Consider the following 19,484-nt stretch of genomic DNA (forward strand, 5'->3'; position numbering starts at 1 on the left):
CCGGTCTCCCTCACTGCGCCTCGATGCCGGCCTGCTTGACCAGTTGCCCCCAGCGGGCCATCTGGTCCTTCACATAGGTGGCGAACTCGGCGGGCGTGGCCGTGGGCCAGACCTCGAAGCCGACCTGGGCCAGTTGCTCCTGCACGGCCTTGTCCTTGAGGATGGCCTGCAGCTCGGTGTTCAGGCGCTCGGTGATTTCCGCGGGCATGCCGGCCGGGCCGAAGATGCCGTTCCACGACGTGATGTCGAAGCCCGGCAGCGTCTTGCCGATCGCCGGTACATTGGGCAGCAGGGTCGAGCCCTTGGCGGCCGTCACGCCCAGCGTGCGCACGCGGTCGGTCTTGATCGTGCCCCAGGCCGAGCCGAGGTCGGCCACATAGACCTGGATCTGGTTGCCCATGAGGTCGGTCAGTGCCTGCGGGCTGGACTTGTAGGGCACCGAGGTGATCTGGGCCCGCGTCACGTACTTGAAGGTTTCCGAGGCCACCAGCGAGGTGCTGTTGGGCGTGCCGTAGGACAGGCGGTCGGGATTGGCCTTGGCGTAGTCGATGAGTTCCTGCACGGTCTTGGCGGGCACGGAGGGGTGGACCAGCAGCGCGAACGGCAGCTCGCCCACGCGCGCCACGGGCGTGAAGTCCTTGACGGGGTCGTACTTCAGGCCCTTGACCAGCCAGGGGTTGGCCGAGTGCGAGGTATTGGTTGTCATGAACAGGGTGTAGCCGTCGGGCCTGGCCTTGGCCACATGGCCGGCGGCGATCTGGGCATTGGCGCCGGCCTTGTTGTCCACGATCACGGGCTGCCTGAGCCGCTCGCCCAGCCGGCTGGCCACCAGGCGCGCCACGGCATCGGTGCCGCTGCCGGCCGCAAACGGCACGACCAGGGTGATGGGGCTGGAGGGATAGCTGCCCTGGGCCAGGGCGGGGGGTGCCGCAGCGGCGGCCATGGCACTGAGCGCGCCAAGGGCCAGGGCCCTGCGCAACGGGGAATGCTTCATCTGCTTGTCTCCTGTTTCCTGTGAAAGGCGGCGCTGTGTATCCAGCGCTCGCCGCCATGGTGCGGGCGTCAATGATTCAAGTCCAATTCTTTAAAACCAATCAAGGATTCGATTTATGAATCATTGAAACAAGGTCCGGCACCCAGGTCCCGCCTCTTGCACCCGGGCTCCATCGGTGCGAGGCTGGCAGCCTTGCACCGCGCCCAAGCAAAGGAGTTCCCCATGTCACACACCGCCCACACCATCCGGCTGCACCGTGTTCTCAAGGCTCCGCCTGAGCGTGTCTACCAGGCCTTCACCACGGCGGCGGCCCTGGCCAAATGGCTGCCGCCGCACGGCTACGTCTGCGAAGTGGCCGAATTCGACGCGCGCGTGGGCGGGCGCTATCGCATGGCCTTCGTCAACCTCTCCACAGGCGGGCGCAGTGGGTTCGGTGGCGAATTCCTGGAGCTGGAGCCGGGCCGGCTGGTACGCCACACCGACAGGTTCGACGACCCCCAGTTGCCGGGCGAGATGATCACCACCATCGCGCTGCGCGCCGTGTTCTGCGGCACCGAGCTCGACGTGACCCAGGAAGGCGTGCCCGCCGTGATCCCGGCCGAAGCCTGCCACCTGGGCTGGCAGGAATCGCTGCAGTTGCTGACCCTGCTGGTGGAGGCCAGCGTGCCCGGCTGAGACCATGCCGCGCATCGGCTGTCATATGGCCGAGGTTGATCGATCCCCGTGCTTCGGAGGACAATGCCCGTATTGCCCGCCAACGCCCGGAGGTCCGCCATGGCCACCCCCTTTGCACCGACCGCACATGCCATCGATGTCCTGCCGTTCGGTGCGCGGCTGGCGGGCGCAAGAACCTGCGCCCTGTTCAAGTCCGAGGACATGGAGGTCATCCGCGTGGTGCTGCGCGCCAGCCAGTCTCTGCCACCGCACAAGGTGCCGGGCAGCGTGAGCCTGCATTGCCTCGAAGGGCAGCTGGAGGTGATGCTGGGCGGCAGCCTGCAGGCGCTGCAGGCCGGCCAGCTCATGCACCTGCCACCCAACATGCCGCACGCGGTACGCGCCGTGGAGGACACTTCCGCCCTCGTCACCATCGTGCTGTGCGATGCGCCCTGACAGCGCTGTTCAGCGCACGGGCAGGAACTGCATGAACGGCCCTGCCACCAGGCCCTGCCCGTAGCCGATGAAGGAGCGCCGATAGCGCTCCGTCGTGTAGTTCGCCATCAGGTCGAGCCGGCCGATGATCTTTCCCATCTCGCGCTCGAAGCTGAGATTGCGTGCGTCATCGCCCAGGTGGTTGGACAGCAGCAGCGGACCGCCCCCCGCATTGCGGCGCGAATTGAGGATCCAGTTGGCCACCTCCACATTGCGCGCCGCATTGAAGAGCAGTTGCGGATCCAGCCCATGGACCAGGGTGAAGCTGGTGCGGTCGCCATGGGCCGTGATGATGGTATCGGCCAGCGCATGGATGAAGGAGGCCACGCGATCGCCCGTGAAGTCGGGCTGCAGCGCCAGCGACAACGCCACCACGTCGCGCTGGCCGCGCAGGTCGGCCCAGGGCTGGCGCTCCAGGATGGCGATGCGCACATAGGCGGCAGCGGCCTCGCGGCTTTCGGCGGTCTTCTTCCATTCGGAGGGATTGCGCAGGTACAGCTTGTCCATGATGCGAAACAGGCTGTCCAGGTTCTCCTTCATGGCCAGCGTGGCCATGCGGTTGCTGTCGGACTGCACGAGTTCGCCCGCCTCGAACGAGGCGCCCTCCACCTTTCCGCGCGGCGCGGGCGTGTCCGCGCAGCCGGCCAGCAAGGAAGCCGCCAGCACGAATGCGTACGCAGCACCTGCGGATCCGGACGGGCTGCCCCTCACCCCGGCTCTGCGGCCGGCCCTCCGTGGCAAGACAAGCTCAATAGTCATGCCGGAACGATAGCAGCGGGCTACCGCCGCCCCTGGACGGGATGCACTGTCTTACAACGCAGACCACGGCAGGCGTCAACCTCCCGTCAGGCAGTGTTGCGCCAGCCCGCCACCCCCGTGCCCTCATCCACCCCGGTGTTGCGCCAGCAGATGGCCCAGGATCTTCCAGGCCTTGGCCTGCTCCACCATGGGAACGGGGATGCGCAGCATGCTGCCTGCCGCCTGGCGGGGTGAGAACAGCAGGCCCGGCGCCAGCAGCAGGCCCTGTGCGGCCGCATGGCGGGCCAGTACTTCCGAATCCATGCCGCAGTCCACCCAGGCGAACATGCCGGCCTGTGGTTCGTGCGGCGCACGGCAGTCCAGGTTTTCCAGCATGCGCAGGCAACGGTCGCGCGCGCGGTCCACGCGCTCGCGCAGGCGGTCCACATGCTTGCGGTACTGGCCGTCGGCGAGCACGCGGTGCACGACCTGCTCGCCCGGCAGTGCCGTGGTCAGCCCTCCCAGCAGCTTGAGATCGGTCAGCCGCCGGATCAGGTCCGCATGGGCCGCCACATAGCCCACGCGCAGGCTGCCGGCCAGCGTCTTGGAATAGCCCCCCACCAGCAGCACGCGCCGCAGCCGGTCCATGGCCGCCAGGCGCACGGGCACGCCGGGCAGGAAGTCCGAATAGGTATCGTCCTCGACCAGGTAGAAGTCATGGCGCTCGGCAATGCGCAGCACCTCGTGGGCCACGCCGGCCGACAGGGTCTGGCCCGTGGGGTTGTGCACGGCCGTGTTCAGGATGAAAAGCCGGGGCTGGTGCTGGCAGGCCAGCCGCTCCAGCGCCTGCACGTCGGGGCCGCCGGGCAGCCGGGGCACGCCGACCACGTTCACGCCCAGGGCGTTGAGCCGGCCGAAGATCAGGAACCAGCCCGGGTCCTCGACCAGGACCGTGTCGCCGGGGCGCACAAGGCTGCGCACGATGAGGTCCAGCCCCTGCGTGACTCCGGCCACGGTCATCAGGTGGTCCTCGGGGTGGGCTGGCACGTCCTGGGCCTGCAGCACCGAGGCGATCTGCTGGCGCAGCGGCAGGTACCCCTGCGGCACGCCATAGGTCAGCAGGCTGGTCCCCGTGCTGCGGCCCACGGCGCGCAGGGCGGAAGCCAGCATCTCCTGGTCCAGCCATTCCGGCGGCAGCATGCCCGCGCTCCCCGAATGCTCCGTGCCTTCGCGGAACATGCTGCGCAGCAGATACGCCGTGTCGAAGGCCGCGCCCTGCTCCAGTGTCGGCAGGGCATCGCTGGCGCGCGGCACTGCCTGGGCCGCCCGCTGGGCGCTGACGAAGATGCCCGAGCCACGCCGCGAATGCACCAGCCCCTGTGCGGCCAGCCGGTCATAGGCCTGGACCACGGTGTCTCGGCTGACGCCCGCCTCCTGCGCCAGAGCCCGCACCGAAGGCAGGCGCGAGCCTGCGCGCAGCCCGTGGTGACGGATCAGCCCGCCGTAGTGATCCACCAATTGCTCCACCAGCGAGAGGTCGGAGGAGCGCAGCGGACGCCAGGGCTCGACGGCCTGGAATGCGGTGCCGGAGGGACGGGAAGACGCGCCGGTATCGGGCGCCGAGGCAAGTGTCAGGGTCATGTGAGCAGGCCAGTTGGCGGATTGTTCCGGCAAAGTGTACTGCCACTGTACCGATGACTGCCATTAGCATGGACTGACGGCGCCGCGGCCCGCGGCATGCGCGGACAGGGCGCCGGATTTCCTCCAGCCCCGTTGACACCATGCCTTACGATTCCGCCCCCACCTCGTTCCTGCTGCCGCTGGCCATGTTCGCCTTCGTCAGCTCCGTCACGCCCGGCCCCAACAATGTGATGCTGACGGCCTCGGGCGCCAGCTTCGGCTACCGCCGCACCGTGCCCCATATGCTGGGCATCACCCTGGGCGTGGTGGTCATGGTGCTGCTGGTGGGCGCGGGCCTGGGGGCGGTCTTCGAGCGCATGCCGGTGATCTACACCGCGCTCAAGTACCTGGGCGCGGCCTATCTGGTCTGGCTGGCCTGGAAGATCGCGGGCAGTGCGGGCATCGATGGCGGCAGCGCGGGCGCCAAGCCCTTCGGGTTCTGGCAGGCGGCGGCCTTCCAGTGGGTGAATCCCAAGGCCTGGATCATGGCCATCGGCGTGATCGCCACCTACACGCCGCGCGAGGATTTCTTCGTCAACCTGTTGCTGGCCGCGCTCGTGCTGGGCGTGGTCAACTACCCCAGCGTCAGTGTCTGGACGCTGTTCGGCAGCGCCGTGGGGCGTGCGCTGCGCTCCCCCCGAGCGCTGCGCCGCTTCAACTGGTGCATGGCCGCCCTGCTGCTGCTGTCACTGTATCCCGTGCTGGCCGATTCACACGCCTGAGCACAGCCTATGCCGGCGGCAGTCGCAGCACCTGGCCTGCAAGATCGGCGATGCCGGCCTCGCCAAGGTCGGCGGCCTGCACGGTGCGGCGCGCGCGCCACCGGGAGAAATGCCGTTCCTGCGAGCGCTGGTAGTGCGGGTCGTAGTGCAGGGCCATGAGCTCGGAAAACAGGGGGGACAGACTGCGCTCATGGGCCCAGGCCTGCCAGCGCGCGACGACCTCCTTGCCCTGCAACTCCTTGAGCCAGCCCAGCTTGTCGGCCAGCGCCTGCGGATCGTCGCCCAGGTAGGCATAGTCACGCAGCAGGTAGTCCAGGCGTGCCTGGGCCGTGGCCTCGATCTCGACCACGGGTGACTGGCGCATGTGCTCCACCAGCCCCAGGGGCAGGGACACGCGCCCGATCTTCACGCTTTCGCCTTCCACATAGACGGGCCGTGCCAGGTCGAACGTCTCCAGCTGCTGCGCCAGCAGCGTCTCGAAGTACTTCTGGCTGGGCTGCTCCACGCCGGGCAGGTTGCCCAGCAGCGAGCCCTTGTGGCGGGCATAGCCTTCCAGGTCCAGCACCTGTTCGCCAGCTTGTGCCAGCGCATGCAGCACGCGTGTCTTGGCGCTGCCGGTGGCGCCGCACAGCACCTGCAGGCGCAGCTGCGGCACCAGATGGTCGATCAATGAGATGACATGGCCACGATAGGCCTTGTAGCCATTGGCCAGTTGCTGGGCGTCCCAGCCCACCAGCCGCAGCCAGGTGACCATGGAGCCGCTGCGCAGCCCGCCGCGCCAGCAGTAGACCAGGGGCTTCCAGTGGGCGGGCTTGTCGGCGAAGGTCTCATGCAGGTGGCGGGCCAGGTTGGCCGAAACCATGGCCGCGCCCAGGCGCTTGGCCTCGAAGGGGCTGACCTGCTTGTAGATGGTGCCGATGCGGGCGCGCTCCTCGTTGTCGAGCACGGGGCAGTTGATGGCGCCGGGAATGTGATCCTGCTCGAACTCGGCGGGCGAGCGTGCGTCGATCAGGGTGTCGAACTGGTGGCGGTCGGTGACACGGATGGGCTGGCGATGGGACACGGGCAATCGGCGATCTGGCGATCGTGCGGGAGGCGGAAACAACCGGCCTCATGGGCACAGGAGCTCATGGGCCGGCACCGGAACCAGGAAGGTGGATCGAGCCTCGACACGCACCGGCCCGCCCGTTGCGCGCCTTCATTGCGCACGCCGGGCATGCGGCCGACCTTGGAAACGCGCATTCTCGCACGGCAGTCCTGCCGCGCGGGCCATCAGAGCCGGTGCGCGCGGACACTGCCCTTCTTCATGTGACTCATTTCGACGCCGATCCACCACCCCGCGGATGGATCAGCATGCGGTCGCCCCGTATCTCCACGTCGAACTGGCGCAGGAAGTTCTGGCCCAGCAATCCATCCCTGTCGGTACTCCCCGTATAGCCCGTGCCCACGCGCAGGCCGCTGACCACCAGCGTGGCCACGCGCACCTGATCGGCCACCACCATGCGGCCGTCACGCTCGCCGTTGGCGGTGCGAAAGCGCACGGGCTCGCCACCTTGCAGACCCGCGCGCACGGCCAGCGACTCGGTCACGCCGACCATGCTGGCGCCCGTGTCCACCAGGAAGCTCACCGGCTGGCCGTTGACGAAGCCTTCCACGCGGAAATGCCCGTCGCGGTCGCGCGCGATGACCACGGTGCCGTCGGACTGGACCTTGACGCCGGCAGGCTTCAGGTACATCTGCATGGCCCAGTACAGCACGCCCATGACCAGCAGCCAGAAAAGCAAAAAGCCCAGCATGCCGCGGCGGGCGACGGACTGGACGCTGGGCTCGGTGGCCGCAGCGGACGGGGCGGATGGAGGCGGCGTGGATTTGAGGCGCATGGCAATGCAGACGGTATCGACGGTGGCAGCCGCCCATTCTGCCTGCGGCCCTGCACCGCCACGGACAAGCCGATAGCCGCTACAGTGGGCGCCTTCATTACAGCCCGCTCCTGCCATGACCACGACCGCGCAGCCGCCCTTTGTCCTCCACTACATCTTCGACCCGCTGTGCGGCTGGTGCTATGCCGCCGCGCCCCTGGTCAAGGCCGCGCGCCAGGTGCCCGGCGTCAGCCTGCAATGGCATGGCGGCGGCATGCTCACAGGTGCCCATACCCGCACCATCACGGCCGACTGGCGCAACCATGTGATGCCGCACGACCGGCGCATCGCCGAGATGACGGGCCAACCCTTCGGCGCGGCCTACTTCGACGGCCTGCTCAACGACCTGGGCGCCGTGCTGGACTCCGAGCCCCCCACCACGGCGCTGCTGGCAGCCGAGGACATCGCCAGCCGGGGCCTGGACATGCTGGCGCGCCAGCAACAGGCCCACTACGTCGAGGGCCGCCGCATCAGCGACCCGGCCGTGCTGCTGGAGCTGGCCCAGGACCTGGGCCTGGATGTGGCGGCCTTCACCGATGCCTTCCAGCGCCTGTCAGGCAGCGCCACCCAGGCCCACATCGCCCAGGCGCGCGAATGGCTGAACCTGGCCCAGGGCCAGGGTTTCCCGACCTTTGCGCTCGAGTTCGACCACCCGGAACCTGACCAGCCGGGCCAGCGCGCCATCCAGCGCATCGACATCGGTCCCTGGCTGGGCGATGCCGACGGCTGGGCCAGACAACTGGGCGAGTGGGTGCAGCAGGTTGCGGCCATCACCGCCGGCGAGCAGACCGCGCCCCAAGGCGAGGATTGCGGGCCCGATGGCTGTGCGCTGCCCAAGAGCTGACCCGTCAACGCCCGTCAATCCATCTTGGAGATCATCACCTCGCCAAAGCCGGAGCACGACACCTGGGTGGCGCCGTCCATCAGGCGGGCGAAGTCGTAGGTCACCTGCTTGCTCTGGATGGCCTTTTCCAGCGCGCTGATGACCAGGTCGGCCGCCTCGCGCCAGCCCATGTGGCGCAGCATCATCTCGGCCGAGAGGATTTCGGAGCCCGGGTTCACGTAGTCCTTGCCCGCGTACTTGGGGGCCGTGCCGTGCGTGGCCTCGAAGCAGGCCACGGAGTCGGACATGTTGGCGCCCGGCGCGATGCCGATGCCGCCGACCTGGGCCGCCAGCGCGTCCGAGATGTAGTCGCCGTTGAGGTTGAGCGTGGCCACCACCGAGTACTCGGCCGGGCGCAGCAGGATCTGCTGCAGGAAGGCATCGGCGATGGAGTCCTTGATGACGATGTCCCGGCCCGTGCGCGGGTTCTTGAACTTGAGCCAGGGTCCGCCGTCGATGGGCTGGGCGCCGAACTCGCGCGCGGCCAGCGCATAGCCCCAGTCGCGGAAGCCCCCTTCGGTGAACTTCATGATGTTGCCCTTGTGGACCAGGGTCACGCTGGGCTTGTCGTTGTCGATGGCGTACTGGATGGCCTTGCGCACCAGGCGCTCCGTGCCCTCGATGGACACGGGCTTGACGCCGATGCCCGAGGTCTCGGGGAAGCGGATCTTCTTGACGCCCATCTCCTTGACCAGGAAGTCGATGAGCTTCCTGGCGTTTTCGCTGCGGGCCTCGTACTCGATGCCCGCGTAGATGTCCTCGGAGTTCTCGCGGAAGATGACCATGTTGGTCTTCTCGGGCTCCTTCAGCGGCGAGGGCACGCCCTTGAAGTACTGCACGGGGCGCAGGCAGACGTAGAGGTCCAGCTCCTGGCGCAGTGCCACGTTCAGCGAGCGGATGCCGCCGCCCACGGGCGTGGTCAGCGGGCCCTTGATGGAGACCACGTACTCGCGCAGGGCTTGCATGGTTTCTTCGGGCAGCCAGACATCGGGGCCGTAGATGCGCGTGGATTTCTCGCCTGCGAAGACCTCCATCCACTGGATCTTGCGCTTGCCGCCATAGGCCCTGGCCACGGCGGCATCCACCACCTTGATCATCACCGGCGTGATGTCCACGCCGGTGCCGTCGCCTTCAATGAAAGGAATGATGGGCTGGTCTGGCACGTTCAACGACATGTCGGCGTTGACAGTGATCTTCTGGCCCTCGGCCGGCACCTGGATGTGCTGGAAGCGGTTCATGGGGACGGGTCTCCGTTGGCTGGTGCACGAGGCAAGCGTGAATGCCCGGATCGGGCACAAATTTGGTGCAGAAAATTCTAACGACAATCGGGCCGCCCTCCTGTCAACGGCGATACAGTAAGCGCGTTGAGCATGTGCGGTGCATCAAGAATTTCGCACCGTTTCCGGTTCAACTTGGCTTCTACCGCTTTTCAAGGAAATGGCATATATGAAAAAACTCCTCGCTGTCCTGATCGCCGGTTCGTTTGCCGCAGGCGCCTTCGCACAGGCCGCCGCAGCACCCGAAGCGCCGATGTCGGCTCCCACGGCCGCTTCCGCTGCCGCTCCCGCCCCTGCGGCCAAGAAAGCCAAGGTCGCCAAGAGCGGCAAGCACTCTGGCAAGAAGCACGCCAAGCGCTCGACCAGGAAGTCGCACAAGGCCACGGCCTGAACGACTGCTGCGGGAGCAGGCAAGCCCCCGCAAGAAAAAGCCCGCAATATATGCTTTGCGGGTTTTTTTATTGCCGATGCGGCCCGTGGCTGCGCCAGAATGTGCAGGATGACCAAGCTCTCGATGCCTCTCCAGACTTCTTTCCCGCGCCACCTGTGGCAGGGGCTGTTCATGGCGGCCTGCCTGGCCGCCGGCGCCACCACGGCCTCGGCCCAGCCCCAGGGCGACCCCCAGATGCACCTGCGCCGCGTGGAGCTGACGGCAGGCATCCACCGCATCGATGCGCAGGTCGCGGCCTCGGACCGCGAACGTGCCATCGGCCTCATGTTCCGCAAGGAGATGCCCCAGCAGGAAGGCATGATCTTCGTCTTCGAAGTGCCTGCCGTGCAGTGCTTCTGGATGCGCAACACGCTGCTGCCCCTGACCGCTGCCTTCGTCGCCGATGACGGCACCATCGTCAACCTGGCCGACATGAAACCCATGACGGAAGACTCGCACTGCTCGACCCGGCCCGTGCGCTACGTGCTGGAGATGAACCAGGGCTGGTTCGCCAAGCGCGGCATCCAGGCGGGCACCAGGCTCGGCGGCAGCCTGTTCACGGCCGCCCCCCGGCCCGCCGCCAAGCCATAATCCCCCTCCATGCACGCACTGCGCTCATCGTTGTCGCTCACCCGGCTGATTCTGGCCTGGTTTGCACTGACGCTGGGCGTTGCCGTGGCATCACCCCTGGTCCACCCCCAGGGCTTCGAGCTGGTCTGCACGGCCAGCGGCGATGTCAAGCTCGTGGCGCTGGGCGACAGCGCAGCCCCGGGCATGGGCCACCACCAGCTCGACTGCCCCATGTGCCTGCCCGCGGGCGCACCGCCGCCGGCCCTGCCGCAGATGGCCGTGCCGCATCAGCAGCCGCTGGCGCATGCGCTGCTGCCGCTGGTGGCGGCGCACATTGCCTCCGTCACACGCGCGCCGCTGCCGGCGCGCGGCCCTCCCTTGCTGACTGCCGTGTCCTCTTGAATCGCCGCCGGGCCTGCTGATGCGCGCCCGGCCCGCCTGTGCCGCGCCTGCGGCCCAGGACTGCGCCGCATGCGCGCTGCAAGACCCGGAGTCAGTTCGTGAATTCTTCCCCTTTCCCCGCGATGGCGGCGCCGGTGCGCCCGTCCATGCACGCCTTTCGTCTCCACCCCCTGGCCACGGCGCTGTGCTGTGTGCTGGGCGCCGCATGGGCGCCTGCCGCGCTGGCGCAGGCCCTGGCCGAGGCGGCACTGCCCGCCGTCGAAGTCTCCGACCAGGCAACCGCCGACGCCAACGGACTGCTGCCGCTCGACAAGACCGTGGGTACGGCCAGCCGCCTGGGCCTGACGGCGCGCGAGACGCCCGCCTCGGTGCACATCGTGGACCGCGCCGCCATCGAGGCGCGCGGCGCCCAGGATACGCAGGAGATCCTGCGCTCCATTCCAGGCGTGACGGCCTACAGCCCGCCCGGCAACATCGGCATCAGCTACCGGGGCTTCGGCACGGGCTCGGTCAGCCAGCTGTTCAACGGCATCAACCTCCAGTACTCGATCGCGGCACGTCCCGTGGACAGCTGGATCTACGACCGCGTCGAGGCCATCGGCGGCGCCTCCGGCTTTCTCTACGGCGCAGGCGGTGTGGGCGGCACGCTGAACTACATCACCAAGCTGGCACAGCGCGACAGCTTCACCGAAGGCCAGCTGCGCCTGGGCAGCCATGGCCTCAAGGAGGCCTCGGTGGGTCTGAACCGGCGCCTGGGCGACGCCGGTGACGCCCAGGGCACCACCCACTACCTGCGCTTGGACCTGAACCACCGCGATGCCGGCAGCTGGGTGGGCGGCACGCAGTCGCGCTCCACGCAGCTGGCGGCCTCGCTGCTGTCCGACCTGGGTGGCGGCCTGACCCATACCCTGGCCTACGAAGCACAGCATGAGCGCGTGGACCGCCCCTACTGGGGCACGCCGCAGCTCAACCCGCTGCGGGGCGAGGCACGCGTGGATGAAGCCACCGTGGGCAAGAACTACAACAGCGCCGACGGTCTCTATGCCCAGCGCGTGCAGTGGCTGCGCTCCATCACCGAATGGCGCGCCAGCGACCGGCTCAAGCTCGGCAACACCTTCTATGCCTACGACGCGCTGCGCGACTACCGCAACGTGGAGACCTACCGCTTCACGCCCGACAACAGCGCGGTGGTGCGCTCGGCCGCGCTGCTGCAGCGCCACGACCAGCGCATGGTGGGCGACCGCATCGAAGGCAGCTACCTGGGCGAGCTGGCCGGCCGGCGCAGCGAATGGGCCTTCGGCCTGGACGTAAGCGTGAACCGGCAGACACGGTTTCCGAACAGCCTGTCGGGCACGGTGAGCACGGTCAATCCCTACGACTTCCGCACCGAGAACTTCCACGACATCCCGGGCATGGCGCCGGGCTTCCGGCCCGACCGCGACAACAAGGTCACGACCACCGCCCTGTACCTGGAAAACCGCACGGCCCTGACGCCTGCCCTGCACCTGCTGACGGCACTGCGCCACGAGCGCATCGACGTGGACCTGACCAACCGCCGCGAGGTCACGCCCGCCCTGCCCGCCAGCTACAGCCGCAGCTACAGCCCGACGACCGGGCGCGTGGGCCTGGTCTGGGATGCCACGCCCGAGGCCAATCTCTACGCGCAGTTCTCCACGGCGGCCGATCCACCATCGGGCATGCTGATGGGCGCCTCGTTTGCCGATGCCATCAACAACACCGGGCTGACCACGGGCCGCCAGGTGGAGGCGGGCAGCAAGCTGTCGTTCTGGCAGGGCAAGGGCACGGCGGCGCTGGCGGTCTATCACATCACGCGCCGCAACATCTCCACCCAGGACCCGCAGGACGCCACGCGCACGGTCCTGGTGGGCCAGCAGTCCTCGCGCGGCGTGGAGCTGTCCATGGGCCTGGCTCCCACGCCGCGCTGGTCCATCCAGGGCAACTGGAGCCATGTGGATGCGCGCTACGACAACTACCAGCAAGGCGGGGTGTCCCTGGCCGGCAAGCGGCCCACGAACACGCCCGCCAGCGTGCTCAACCTCTGGACCAGCTACCGCATCACGCCCGCGCTGGAGGTCAACGCCGGACTGCGCCGCGTGGGCGGCATCTATGCCGATGCGGCCAACACCCTGTCCTGGCCCGCCTACACGCTGCTGGACCTGGGCCTGAGCTACCGGATCGACCCGCGCATGACCGTGGTTGCACGACTGCGCAACGCCACGGACCGCACCTACGCAGCCAGCCTGACCAGCACCATGGCCTACCTGGGAGCGCCCCGCACGGCCGATATCACGCTGCGCGTGGCGTTCTGAGCGAGGGCCGCGCCATGCGCCTTCACCTCAAACGCTGGCTGTTCCTGCTGCACCGCTGGCTGGGCATCGCCGTGTGCCTGTTCTTCGCGCTGTGGTTTGTCTCGGGCATGGTGATGATGTACGTGGGCTACCCCAAGCTCACCGAGGGCGAGCGGCTGCGCCACCTGCCCCCGCTCGATGGCAGCGCCGCCCTGCTCGCGCCCGCCGAGGCGCTGCGCGCGGCCGGCATCGACGGCCCGCTCAAGGACCTGCGCCTGCATGCCGGCAGCGCCGGCCGTGCCAGCTACGTGGCCACGCCCGAGGGGCGGCGCCAGCCCGTGGCAATCGATGCGGCCAGTGGCCAGGTGCTGGACGCCACCAGCGAGGCGCAGGCCCTGGCCAGCGCGCGCGCCTTCGCGGGGGACGGCTCCGGCCTGCGCTACCTGGGCACGGTGGACGAGGATGCCTTCAGCCACTCGCGCGCACTGGACATCCACCGCCCCCTACACCGCGTGCAGCTGGACGATGCCCAGGGCACGCTGCTCTACATCTCCGGCCGCACTGCCGAGGTGGTGCGCGATGCCACGCGCACCGAGCGCGGCTGGAACTACCTGGGCGCCTGGCTGCACTGGCTGTACATGTTCCGGGGCAATGCCTTTGACGGCGCCTGGGCCGACATCGTCAACGTGCTGTCGCTGGTCGGCATTGCCGTGGCCATCACCGGCACCGTGGTCGGGGTGATGCGCTGGCGGTTCAGGCAGCCCTACCGCAGCGGCCGGCGCACGCCCTACCCGGGCCGCGCCATGCGCTGGCACCATGTGGCGGGCCTGCTGTTTGCGCTGACCACGCTGGCCTGGATCTTCAGCGGCCTGATGTCCATGAACCCCTGGCGCCTGTTCGACACGGGCACGCCACCGCTGCACATGGCCCGGTGGCAGCAGGGCCCGCTGCGCCTGACCGGGGACGAGGCCACGCCGCAGTCGCTGATCGCCGCAGCGGGCGGCCCCGTGCGCGAACTGCGCTGGCTGCGCACCGCAGGCCGCGCCGAGGTGCTGGCCCAGCCCGCAGCCGGTGCGCCCCTGGTGCTGGACAGCGCCAGCGCAGCGCACGCAGCCCATTCGCGCGAGGCCCTGATGGCCCGCGCGGCGGTGCTGATCGACGCACCCGTGCTGCGCAGCGAATGGCTGACCGCGCACGACCTGTACTGGTACGAGCGCGCCGAGCACACCATGATGGGCGGGCATGACAGGCCCCTGCCCGTGCTGCGCGTGGTCTTTGGCGATGCCGCGGCCAGCTGGGTGCACATCGACCCGCACACGGGCCAGGTGCTGGGCCGGCTGGACGGCACCCAGCGCCTCAAGCGCTGGCTGTTCGCCATGCTGCACAGCTGGGACTGGCTGCCGTTGCTGCAGTGCCGCCCGCTGTGGGATGTGCTGCTGCTGGCCTTCAGCCTGGGCGGCCTGATGCTGAGCGCCACGGGGGTGCTGATCGGCCTGCGCCGGTTGCGCCGAAAGCGCAGCCATCATGCCCGGCCGCAGGCATCCACCGAGTCAAGCGCCTATGGTTAGCCACCATACTGTATGCTTGCCGCATGCAACTCGAACAGAAATACCAGGCCTTGCTGGCCGAAGCCGAGCGTCGCCAGCTGGCTGATGTGGACAGCATCCGGCTGTGCTTCCAGACCCTGTCGCTGGCCGCGCGCATCGACCGTGACTGCGCGGCGCTGCTGGCGCCCCACGGCCTGTCCGAAGGGCGCTTCGTGCTCATGTTCCTGCTGGAAGCCGCTGGCGAGGGCCTGGCCCCCAATCACTTGGCCGAGCAGGCCGGCATCACGCGCGCCACGGTGACCGGGCTGCTCGATGGCCTGGAGCGCGAGGCACTGGCCGAACGCCTGCCCGACCCCACCGACCGGCGTGCACTGCGCGTGCAACTCACGGCCAAGGGCCGCCAGCTGGCGCGCAAGCTGTTTGCCCAGCACAGCGCCTGGATCGCGGGCCTGTTCGCCAACCTCTCGCCGGCTGAACGCGGCCAGCTGGCCAAGCTGCTGACCAAGGCCGCGGCAGGCATGAAGGTCCCGGCATGACGGCATCGATCCCCCGCCGCAAGGGTGCCAGCCGCAGCGCCGACATCACGCCCGAACTGCTGCGGGCCCTGTCGCTGGGCGAAATGGAAACCGCCACGCTGACCGAGAGCCTGGCCGTGGACCAGGCGATGCTGTTGCAGGCCGTCTTTCCCGAGGACTGGCCACAGCTTGAAGATACGGCACAGGCCCTGGGCCGGATGGGCATCCTCAAGCGCATGGAATGCCTGGGGGCCCTGCTGTGGCAGACACTGGGCCAGGCCGGCTGGCAGCGCTGCCTCACGCACCGCTCGGACACGGCGCGCGGCTGGGCCTGCTTCATGGCGGGTGCGCAGCCCGGGCTGGGCCTGCGCCAGCGGCTGGACCTGGTGCAGCCGCTGGCCGATGACCCGCATTTCGGCGTGCGCGAGTGGTCGTGGATGGGCGTGCGCCCGCACCTGGCCGACAATCTGCCGCAGGCGGTGAAAGAGCTGGCGCGCTGGACGGACCAGCCCTCCGAGCGCCTGCGCCGCTTCGCCAGCGAGGCCCTGCGGCCGCGCGGCGTCTGGTGCAGCCATATCGCCGCGCTCAAGCAGCAGCCGGAGATCGCGCTGCAGGTTCTGGAGCCGCTGCGCGCCGATGCCTCCACCTATGTGCAGGACTCCGTGGCCAACTGGCTCAACGATGCCGCCAAAAGCCGGCCCGACTGGGTGCGTGCACTGTGTGCGCAATGGCGCGAGGAATCCCCCGTGCCCGCCACGCTACGCATCTGCGAACGCGCGCAGCGCAGCCTCAAGAGCCTGTAGAGCCGCTCTGCGCCGGCAGCCGCTCGCAATCGGGCTTGACGCAGCGCCCGTAGAGGATGTGGGAGTGCTCCACGATGGCAAAGCCGTGCGCTCTTGCCAGCAGTTTCTGGCGCTGCTCGATCACGGCATCATGGAACTCCTGCACCAGGCCGCAGCGCGTGCAGATCAGGTGGTCATGGTGCTCGCCGTCATCAAGTTCATAGACCGCCTTGCCCGCCGCAAAGCGCTGCTGCCGCAGCATGCCGGCCTGCTCCAGCTGCGCCAGCACGCGATAGACCGTGGCCAGGCTGGTGCCCCGGCCCTGGTCATGCAGCTGGCGGTACACATCCTCCGCCGCCAGATGCCGCTGGCTCCCGTGGCGAAAGATGTCCAGTACCCACAGGCGCGCCAGCGTGGCCTTCAGCCCCAGGTGCTTGAGGTCAGCGGAATCGGACATGCAGCCTTTTCTTTCTATCGGTGATGCACGGCACTGCGCGCTACCAACCGTCCAGGGTCCATGAGACTGGCGCACCCCAGCTCAGTGACACCAAGCAAGAGCCGCCTCGCGGCGAGGGTGTCGTTCCCCTCCCGCGCAGCGAGAGAGGGGGAAGCGGCGCAGCCGCTCAGGGGGTGCCTTCTAAAATTCATTTTGGATGGCCTTGTAGCCGCGCACCAATTCGTTGTTGGTGCGGACCACGTCCTCGGAGAAGTCGCTGGCGGCGGCGGGCACCGGGGCCAGCGTGGACAGGTCGGTCTCCGGGCCGATGCGCGCGGTGGACGGCACGTAGAAGCCCGGCGGCAGATGGCAGCCATCGACCACGGCGTTGTAGCGCACCACGCAGCCGTCATCGACCACGCAGTTGAACAGCACGCTGTTGAAGCCTATGAACACGCTGCTGCCCACGGTGCAGGGGCCGTGGACGATGGCGCGGTGCGCAATCGAGGTATTGCGCCCGATGCTGACGCGCGCGCCGGACTTGGAATGGATCACCACCCCGTCCTGGATGTTGGAATGCGCGCCGATCACGATGGGGTCGATGTGGCCATCGGCATCCATCTCGTCGGCACGGATCACGGCGTAGGGGCCGATGAAGACGCCCTCCTCGACCACCACCAGCCCGCACAGGATGGCGGTGGGATCGACGAAGGCATCCGGGTGAATGCGCGGCAGGTCGCCGCGCGGGTTCTTGCGGATCATCCCTTGCGCTTGTTCCTGGCGCCGCCCTGGCGGGCCTTGAAGCGCGGGTTGCTCTTGCAGATGACATAGGTGCGGCCGCGCCGGCGCACAACCTGGCAGTCGCGGTGGCGCAGCTTGGCTTCCTTGAGGGACGAGAGGACTTGCATGGGGAAAAAGCTCCTTGAAGTGGACGTGAATGGTCAGGAATCAGCGGGCTCGGCCCAGGCCACGGCATCGTGCGGGTGCAGGCTTTCCAGATGGCGCACATGCACGCGAGGTTGGGCATGGGTGCCGGCCAGGGCCGCCTGGATACGGCGCGCCGCGTCTTCGACGAACATCAGGTTGCTGCCGTTGAGCGCGGCAAAGGCCTGTTCGTCGGCCCGCTTGACCGCCGTCTGCACGGGCGTGCCCAGCGCCTGCTCCACGCGGGCTATCAGGGCCAGGATGCCCAGGTCGGGCGCATCGGCGGCCAGGTCCACGCTGACGCAGGCCTCGCTGCGCTGGCTGTGCGCCGTGGCCAGCGTCCCGTGCTTGCGCAGCCAGCCGGCGACGCTCGAAGGCTCGACCTGGGTCTGCCCCGCGAAAGCCTGGAGAAAGCCCTGCTCCAGCAGTTGCCGCGACAGCGCCGCCGAGCAGGGGCAGGTCGAGGAGTAGCCCACGCTGACCTGCAGCCGCAGCTGGAACACGCCCTGGGCCAGCGTGGCGTCCAGGCGCACGGGGTAGGCCTTCCAGCCCGACAGGTCCCGGGTCACGAGCGCGGGGCGCTGGGTCAGCAGGTCCATGGCCAGGCGCAACCGCGCGCTGCGGCTGGCGCAGTCGCGGTGGCTGTCGATCATGGCCTGCAAGGCGTGGCGCAGGCCGAAGGGGGTCAAGGCGGCTTCCTCGGCCAGGCTGTCCAGCTGGCGATAGAGCCGGGACATGTGTATGCCCTTGACATGCGGGGCCGGAAGATCGACCTGTACGTCGGCGCGGGCATGCAGTTCGCGCCAGTAGCCGGGCTCGGCCACGGTCACGGGCAGGTCTATGCCCTGCATGCCCACCCATTGCAAGGGGCTCAGGCTGGGGGCGGGATCGGTCAGGGAAACGTCGGGAAGCGGTGCGAGCATGCGGATTCCTGCGGGTTCAGTTCCATCCGGGGAAAGGGTTGTGCCACTGTGTCCAGGCCTGCGGGCCCCGGGCCATCTCGCCATCGGTCAGCAGGCAGGCATCCAGGCGCCCGCACAGCACGGCCTCGTCCATGTCCATGCCGATCAGCACCAGCTCCTGGCGCGCATCGCCGACACCGTCCACCCATTTCTCGAGGATGCGTTCCACCGCCTCGCTATCGCGCGGCCAGCGTTCGGCCTCCACGGCCGCCCACCAGTGGCCGGCCGGGCCATGGCGGGCCACGGCACCGGCCTGGGACCAGGAACCGGCCAGCGCCGGATGGCTGGCCAGCCAGAAGAATCCCTTGGAGCGCACCACGCCCGACCATTCGCTTTCGACCAGGTCGAAGAAGCGCTGCGGATGGAAAGGCCGGCGCGCACGGTAGACGAAGCTGCGGATGCCGTACTCCTCGCTCTCCGGCCGGTGCGTGCCGCGCAGCTCCTGCAACCAGCCCGGCGCCCGGGACGCTGCCTCGAAGTCGAACAGGCCCGTGTCCAGCACCCTGTCCAGCGGCAGCCGGCCAAAGCTGGCGATCTCCATGCGGGCACGCGGATTGAGGCCGCGCAGAATGGCCATCAGCCGCGCGCAATCGTTCTCGCTGACCAGGTCGATCTTGTTGAGCACGATGACATCGCAGAACTCCACCTGCTCGATCAGCAGGTCGACCACGGTGCGGGCATCCTCCTCGCCCAGGGACTCGCCGCGCGAGCGCAGGCTGTCCCTCGAGCCGTAGTCCTGCAGGAAGTTGAAGGCATCGACCACGGTGACCATGGTGTCCAGTCGCGCCACGTCGCCCAGGCTGCGGCCATCCTCGCCCGCGAAGGTGAAGGTCTCGGCCACGGGCAAGGGCTCGGAAATGCCGGTGGACTCGATGACCAACTGGTCGAAACGGCCCTCGCGCGCCAGCCGGTCCACCTCCAGCAGCAGGTCCTCGCGCAGCGTGCAGCAGATGCAGCCGTTGCTCATCTCCACCAGCCGTTCCTCGGTGCGCGACAGGCCCGCGCCGCCATCGCGCACGAGGGCGGCGTCGATGTTGACCTCGGACATGTCGTTGACGATGACCGCCACGCGCCGGCCCTCGCGGTTGTGCAGGATGTGGTTGAGCAAGGTGGTCTTGCCCGCGCCCAGAAAGCCGGACAGCACGGTCACGGGCAGCCGGACATGCGGCGGCCGCGCCGGCGCTTCGATATGCATCATGGAATCTCGGAAAAAGGGAATCTCGGGAAGCGCCATCTCAGCGGCGC

General features: G+C 68.6%; 22 protein-coding genes. 11 read left to right on the forward strand and 11 right to left on the reverse strand.

The features are described from left to right. Positions 1-10: 10 nt before the first annotated feature. A complete protein-coding gene (locus tag L1Z78_RS14705) occupies positions 11-994 on the reverse strand; it encodes a Bug family tripartite tricarboxylate transporter substrate binding protein (RefSeq protein ID WP_234637147.1) in 984 nt (327 codons plus the stop codon). Positions 995-1,216: 222 nt separating this feature from the next. Between L1Z78_RS14705 and L1Z78_RS14710 the strand changes: the two genes are divergently transcribed. Further along, the gene (locus L1Z78_RS14710; protein ID WP_234637148.1) at positions 1,217-1,669 is read left to right on the forward strand and encodes an SRPBCC family protein; all 453 of its coding nucleotides are present in this window, start codon (positions 1,217-1,219) and stop codon (positions 1,667-1,669) included. Positions 1,670-1,768: 99 nt separating this feature from the next. Further along, entirely contained in the window at positions 1,769-2,104 is a 336-nt protein-coding gene (locus L1Z78_RS14715) for a cupin domain-containing protein (protein ID WP_234637149.1), read from the forward strand. A 9-nt stretch (positions 2,105-2,113) separates the two neighbouring features. Here the strand turns inward: L1Z78_RS14715 and L1Z78_RS14720 are convergent, their stop codons facing one another. Together L1Z78_RS14720 and L1Z78_RS14725 are read right to left on the reverse strand one after the other, a co-directional pair. Next, the gene (locus tag L1Z78_RS14720) at positions 2,114-2,902 is read right to left on the reverse strand and encodes a hypothetical protein (RefSeq protein ID WP_418921622.1); all 789 of its coding nucleotides are present in this window, start codon (positions 2,900-2,902) and stop codon (positions 2,114-2,116) included. A 123-nt stretch (positions 2,903-3,025) separates the two neighbouring features. Continuing rightward, on the reverse strand, positions 3,026-4,522 hold the full coding sequence (locus tag L1Z78_RS14725) for a PLP-dependent aminotransferase family protein (protein ID WP_234637150.1): 1,497 nt from the start codon (positions 4,520-4,522) through the stop codon (positions 3,026-3,028). Positions 4,523-4,662: 140 nt separating this feature from the next. Between L1Z78_RS14725 and L1Z78_RS14730 the strand changes: the two genes are divergently transcribed. After that, positions 4,663-5,283, forward strand: coding sequence for a LysE family translocator (locus L1Z78_RS14730; protein WP_234637151.1), 621 nt, complete (start codon positions 4,663-4,665; stop codon positions 5,281-5,283). 7 nt (positions 5,284-5,290) lie between these two features. Here the strand turns inward: L1Z78_RS14730 and mnmH are convergent, their stop codons facing one another. Next, entirely contained in the window at positions 5,291-6,346 is a 1,056-nt protein-coding gene (mnmH, locus tag L1Z78_RS14735) for a tRNA 2-selenouridine(34) synthase MnmH (RefSeq protein ID WP_234637152.1), read from the reverse strand. Positions 6,347-6,596: 250 nt separating this feature from the next. Further along, positions 6,597-7,163: a retropepsin-like aspartic protease family protein gene (locus tag L1Z78_RS14740; protein ID WP_234637153.1), complete on the reverse strand. Its 567-nt coding sequence runs from the start codon at positions 7,161-7,163 to the stop codon at positions 6,597-6,599. Between the two features lie 115 nt (positions 7,164-7,278). On the opposite strand from L1Z78_RS14740, the gene L1Z78_RS14745 reads away from it, so the two are divergent. After that, positions 7,279-8,046, forward strand: a complete 768-nt coding sequence (locus tag L1Z78_RS14745; protein ID WP_234637154.1) for a DsbA family protein — start codon at positions 7,279-7,281, stop codon at positions 8,044-8,046. Positions 8,047-8,060: 14 nt separating this feature from the next. Here the strand turns inward: L1Z78_RS14745 and icd are convergent, their stop codons facing one another. Then, a complete protein-coding gene (gene icd / locus L1Z78_RS14750; RefSeq protein WP_234637155.1) occupies positions 8,061-9,323 on the reverse strand; it encodes an NADP-dependent isocitrate dehydrogenase in 1,263 nt (420 codons plus the stop codon). 208 nt (positions 9,324-9,531) lie between these two features. On the opposite strand from icd, the gene L1Z78_RS14755 reads away from it, so the two are divergent. The 7 genes from L1Z78_RS14755 (at position 9,532) to L1Z78_RS14785 (ending at position 15,938) form a co-directional block, all read left to right on the forward strand. Continuing rightward, positions 9,532-9,753, forward strand: coding sequence for a hypothetical protein (locus tag L1Z78_RS14755; protein WP_234637156.1), 222 nt, complete (start codon positions 9,532-9,534; stop codon positions 9,751-9,753). Positions 9,754-9,924: 171 nt separating this feature from the next. Further along, on the forward strand, positions 9,925-10,383 hold the full coding sequence (locus L1Z78_RS14760; protein WP_234642179.1) for a DUF192 domain-containing protein: 459 nt from the start codon (positions 9,925-9,927) through the stop codon (positions 10,381-10,383). 9 nt (positions 10,384-10,392) lie between these two features. After that, complete coding sequence (locus tag L1Z78_RS14765; protein WP_234637157.1) at positions 10,393-10,764, forward strand: hypothetical protein; 372 nt, start codon at positions 10,393-10,395, stop codon at positions 10,762-10,764. Between the two features lie 122 nt (positions 10,765-10,886). Beyond that, entirely contained in the window at positions 10,887-13,094 is a 2,208-nt protein-coding gene (locus tag L1Z78_RS14770; protein WP_234642180.1) for a TonB-dependent receptor, read from the forward strand. A 14-nt stretch (positions 13,095-13,108) separates the two neighbouring features. Continuing rightward, positions 13,109-14,641 carry a PepSY domain-containing protein gene (locus L1Z78_RS14775; RefSeq protein ID WP_234637158.1) on the forward strand — a complete coding sequence of 511 codons (1,533 nt, stop codon included), beginning with the start codon at positions 13,109-13,111 and terminating at the stop codon, positions 14,639-14,641. A 23-nt stretch (positions 14,642-14,664) separates the two neighbouring features. Next, complete coding sequence (locus L1Z78_RS14780) at positions 14,665-15,156, forward strand: MarR family winged helix-turn-helix transcriptional regulator (RefSeq protein WP_234637159.1); 492 nt, start codon at positions 14,665-14,667, stop codon at positions 15,154-15,156. Then, a complete protein-coding gene (locus tag L1Z78_RS14785) occupies positions 15,153-15,938 on the forward strand; it encodes a DNA alkylation repair protein (protein ID WP_234637160.1) in 786 nt (261 codons plus the stop codon). The genes L1Z78_RS14780 and L1Z78_RS14785 overlap by 4 nt, the downstream gene beginning before the upstream one ends. On the opposite strand, the gene fur is transcribed toward L1Z78_RS14785, so the two are convergent. The 5 genes from fur to zigA form a co-directional block, all read right to left on the reverse strand. Next, positions 15,925-16,374, reverse strand: coding sequence for a ferric iron uptake transcriptional regulator (gene fur / locus L1Z78_RS14790; RefSeq protein WP_234637161.1), 450 nt, complete (start codon positions 16,372-16,374; stop codon positions 15,925-15,927). The genes L1Z78_RS14785 and fur overlap by 14 nt on opposite strands. 180 nt (positions 16,375-16,554) lie before the next feature. Then, positions 16,555-17,115, reverse strand: coding sequence for a carbonate dehydratase (locus L1Z78_RS14795; RefSeq protein ID WP_234637162.1), 561 nt, complete (start codon positions 17,113-17,115; stop codon positions 16,555-16,557). Continuing rightward, positions 17,112-17,261, reverse strand: a complete 150-nt coding sequence (gene ykgO, locus L1Z78_RS14800) for a type B 50S ribosomal protein L36 (RefSeq protein ID WP_234637163.1) — start codon at positions 17,259-17,261, stop codon at positions 17,112-17,114. The genes L1Z78_RS14795 and ykgO overlap by 4 nt, the downstream gene beginning before the upstream one ends. A 33-nt stretch (positions 17,262-17,294) precedes the next feature. Beyond that, positions 17,295-18,200: a GTP cyclohydrolase FolE2 gene (gene folE2 / locus L1Z78_RS14805; RefSeq protein ID WP_234637164.1), complete on the reverse strand. Its 906-nt coding sequence runs from the start codon at positions 18,198-18,200 to the stop codon at positions 17,295-17,297. Between the two features lie 16 nt (positions 18,201-18,216). Further along, entirely contained in the window at positions 18,217-19,437 is a 1,221-nt protein-coding gene (zigA, locus tag L1Z78_RS14810; RefSeq protein ID WP_234637165.1) for a zinc metallochaperone GTPase ZigA, read from the reverse strand. Positions 19,438-19,484: the final 47 nt, after the last annotated feature.

Origin of the sequence: Delftia tsuruhatensis, from assembly GCF_903815225.1 — a bacterium.
Classification (GTDB): Bacteria; Pseudomonadota; Gammaproteobacteria; order Burkholderiales; family Burkholderiaceae_C; genus Comamonas; species Comamonas tsuruhatensis_A.

Bases quoted from the DNA above. Each gene is read 5' to 3' on its own strand.
- L1Z78_RS14705 (WP_234637147.1), bottom strand. From the start codon at position 994: ATGAAGCATTCCCCGTTGCGCAGGGCCCTGGCCCTTGGCGCGCTCAGT.
- L1Z78_RS14730 (WP_234637151.1), top strand. From the start codon at position 4,663: ATGCCTTACGATTCCGCCCCCACCTCGTTCCTGCTGCCGCTGGCCATG.
- L1Z78_RS14755 (WP_234637156.1), top strand. From the start codon at position 9,532: ATGAAAAAACTCCTCGCTGTCCTGATCGCCGGTTCGTTTGCCGCAGGC.
- L1Z78_RS14770 (WP_234642180.1), top strand. From the start codon at position 10,887: ATGGCGGCGCCGGTGCGCCCGTCCATGCACGCCTTTCGTCTCCACCCC.
- fur (WP_234637161.1), bottom strand. From the start codon at position 16,374: ATGTCCGATTCCGCTGACCTCAAGCACCTGGGGCTGAAGGCCACGCTG.
- folE2 (WP_234637164.1), bottom strand. From the start codon at position 18,200: ATGCTCGCACCGCTTCCCGACGTTTCCCTGACCGATCCCGCCCCCAGC.
- L1Z78_RS14780 (WP_234637159.1), top strand. From the start codon at position 14,665: ATGCAACTCGAACAGAAATACCAGGCCTTGCTGGCCGAAGCCGAGCGT.
- ykgO (WP_234637163.1), bottom strand. From the start codon at position 17,261: ATGCAAGTCCTCTCGTCCCTCAAGGAAGCCAAGCTGCGCCACCGCGAC.
- L1Z78_RS14710 (WP_234637148.1), top strand. From the start codon at position 1,217: ATGTCACACACCGCCCACACCATCCGGCTGCACCGTGTTCTCAAGGCT.
- L1Z78_RS14760 (WP_234642179.1), top strand. From the start codon at position 9,925: ATGGCGGCCTGCCTGGCCGCCGGCGCCACCACGGCCTCGGCCCAGCCC.
- L1Z78_RS14740 (WP_234637153.1), bottom strand. From the start codon at position 7,163: ATGCGCCTCAAATCCACGCCGCCTCCATCCGCCCCGTCCGCTGCGGCC.
- zigA (WP_234637165.1), bottom strand. From the start codon at position 19,437: ATGATGCATATCGAAGCGCCGGCGCGGCCGCCGCATGTCCGGCTGCCC.
- L1Z78_RS14715 (WP_234637149.1), top strand. From the start codon at position 1,769: ATGGCCACCCCCTTTGCACCGACCGCACATGCCATCGATGTCCTGCCG.
- L1Z78_RS14765 (WP_234637157.1), top strand. From the start codon at position 10,393: ATGCACGCACTGCGCTCATCGTTGTCGCTCACCCGGCTGATTCTGGCC.
- L1Z78_RS14795 (WP_234637162.1), bottom strand. From the start codon at position 17,115: ATGATCCGCAAGAACCCGCGCGGCGACCTGCCGCGCATTCACCCGGAT.
- L1Z78_RS14775 (WP_234637158.1), top strand. From the start codon at position 13,109: ATGCGCCTTCACCTCAAACGCTGGCTGTTCCTGCTGCACCGCTGGCTG.
- L1Z78_RS14720 (WP_418921622.1), bottom strand. From the start codon at position 2,902: ATGACTATTGAGCTTGTCTTGCCACGGAGGGCCGGCCGCAGAGCCGGG.
- L1Z78_RS14725 (WP_234637150.1), bottom strand. From the start codon at position 4,522: ATGACCCTGACACTTGCCTCGGCGCCCGATACCGGCGCGTCTTCCCGT.
- L1Z78_RS14745 (WP_234637154.1), top strand. From the start codon at position 7,279: ATGACCACGACCGCGCAGCCGCCCTTTGTCCTCCACTACATCTTCGAC.
- icd (WP_234637155.1), bottom strand. From the start codon at position 9,323: ATGAACCGCTTCCAGCACATCCAGGTGCCGGCCGAGGGCCAGAAGATC.
- L1Z78_RS14785 (WP_234637160.1), top strand. From the start codon at position 15,153: ATGACGGCATCGATCCCCCGCCGCAAGGGTGCCAGCCGCAGCGCCGAC.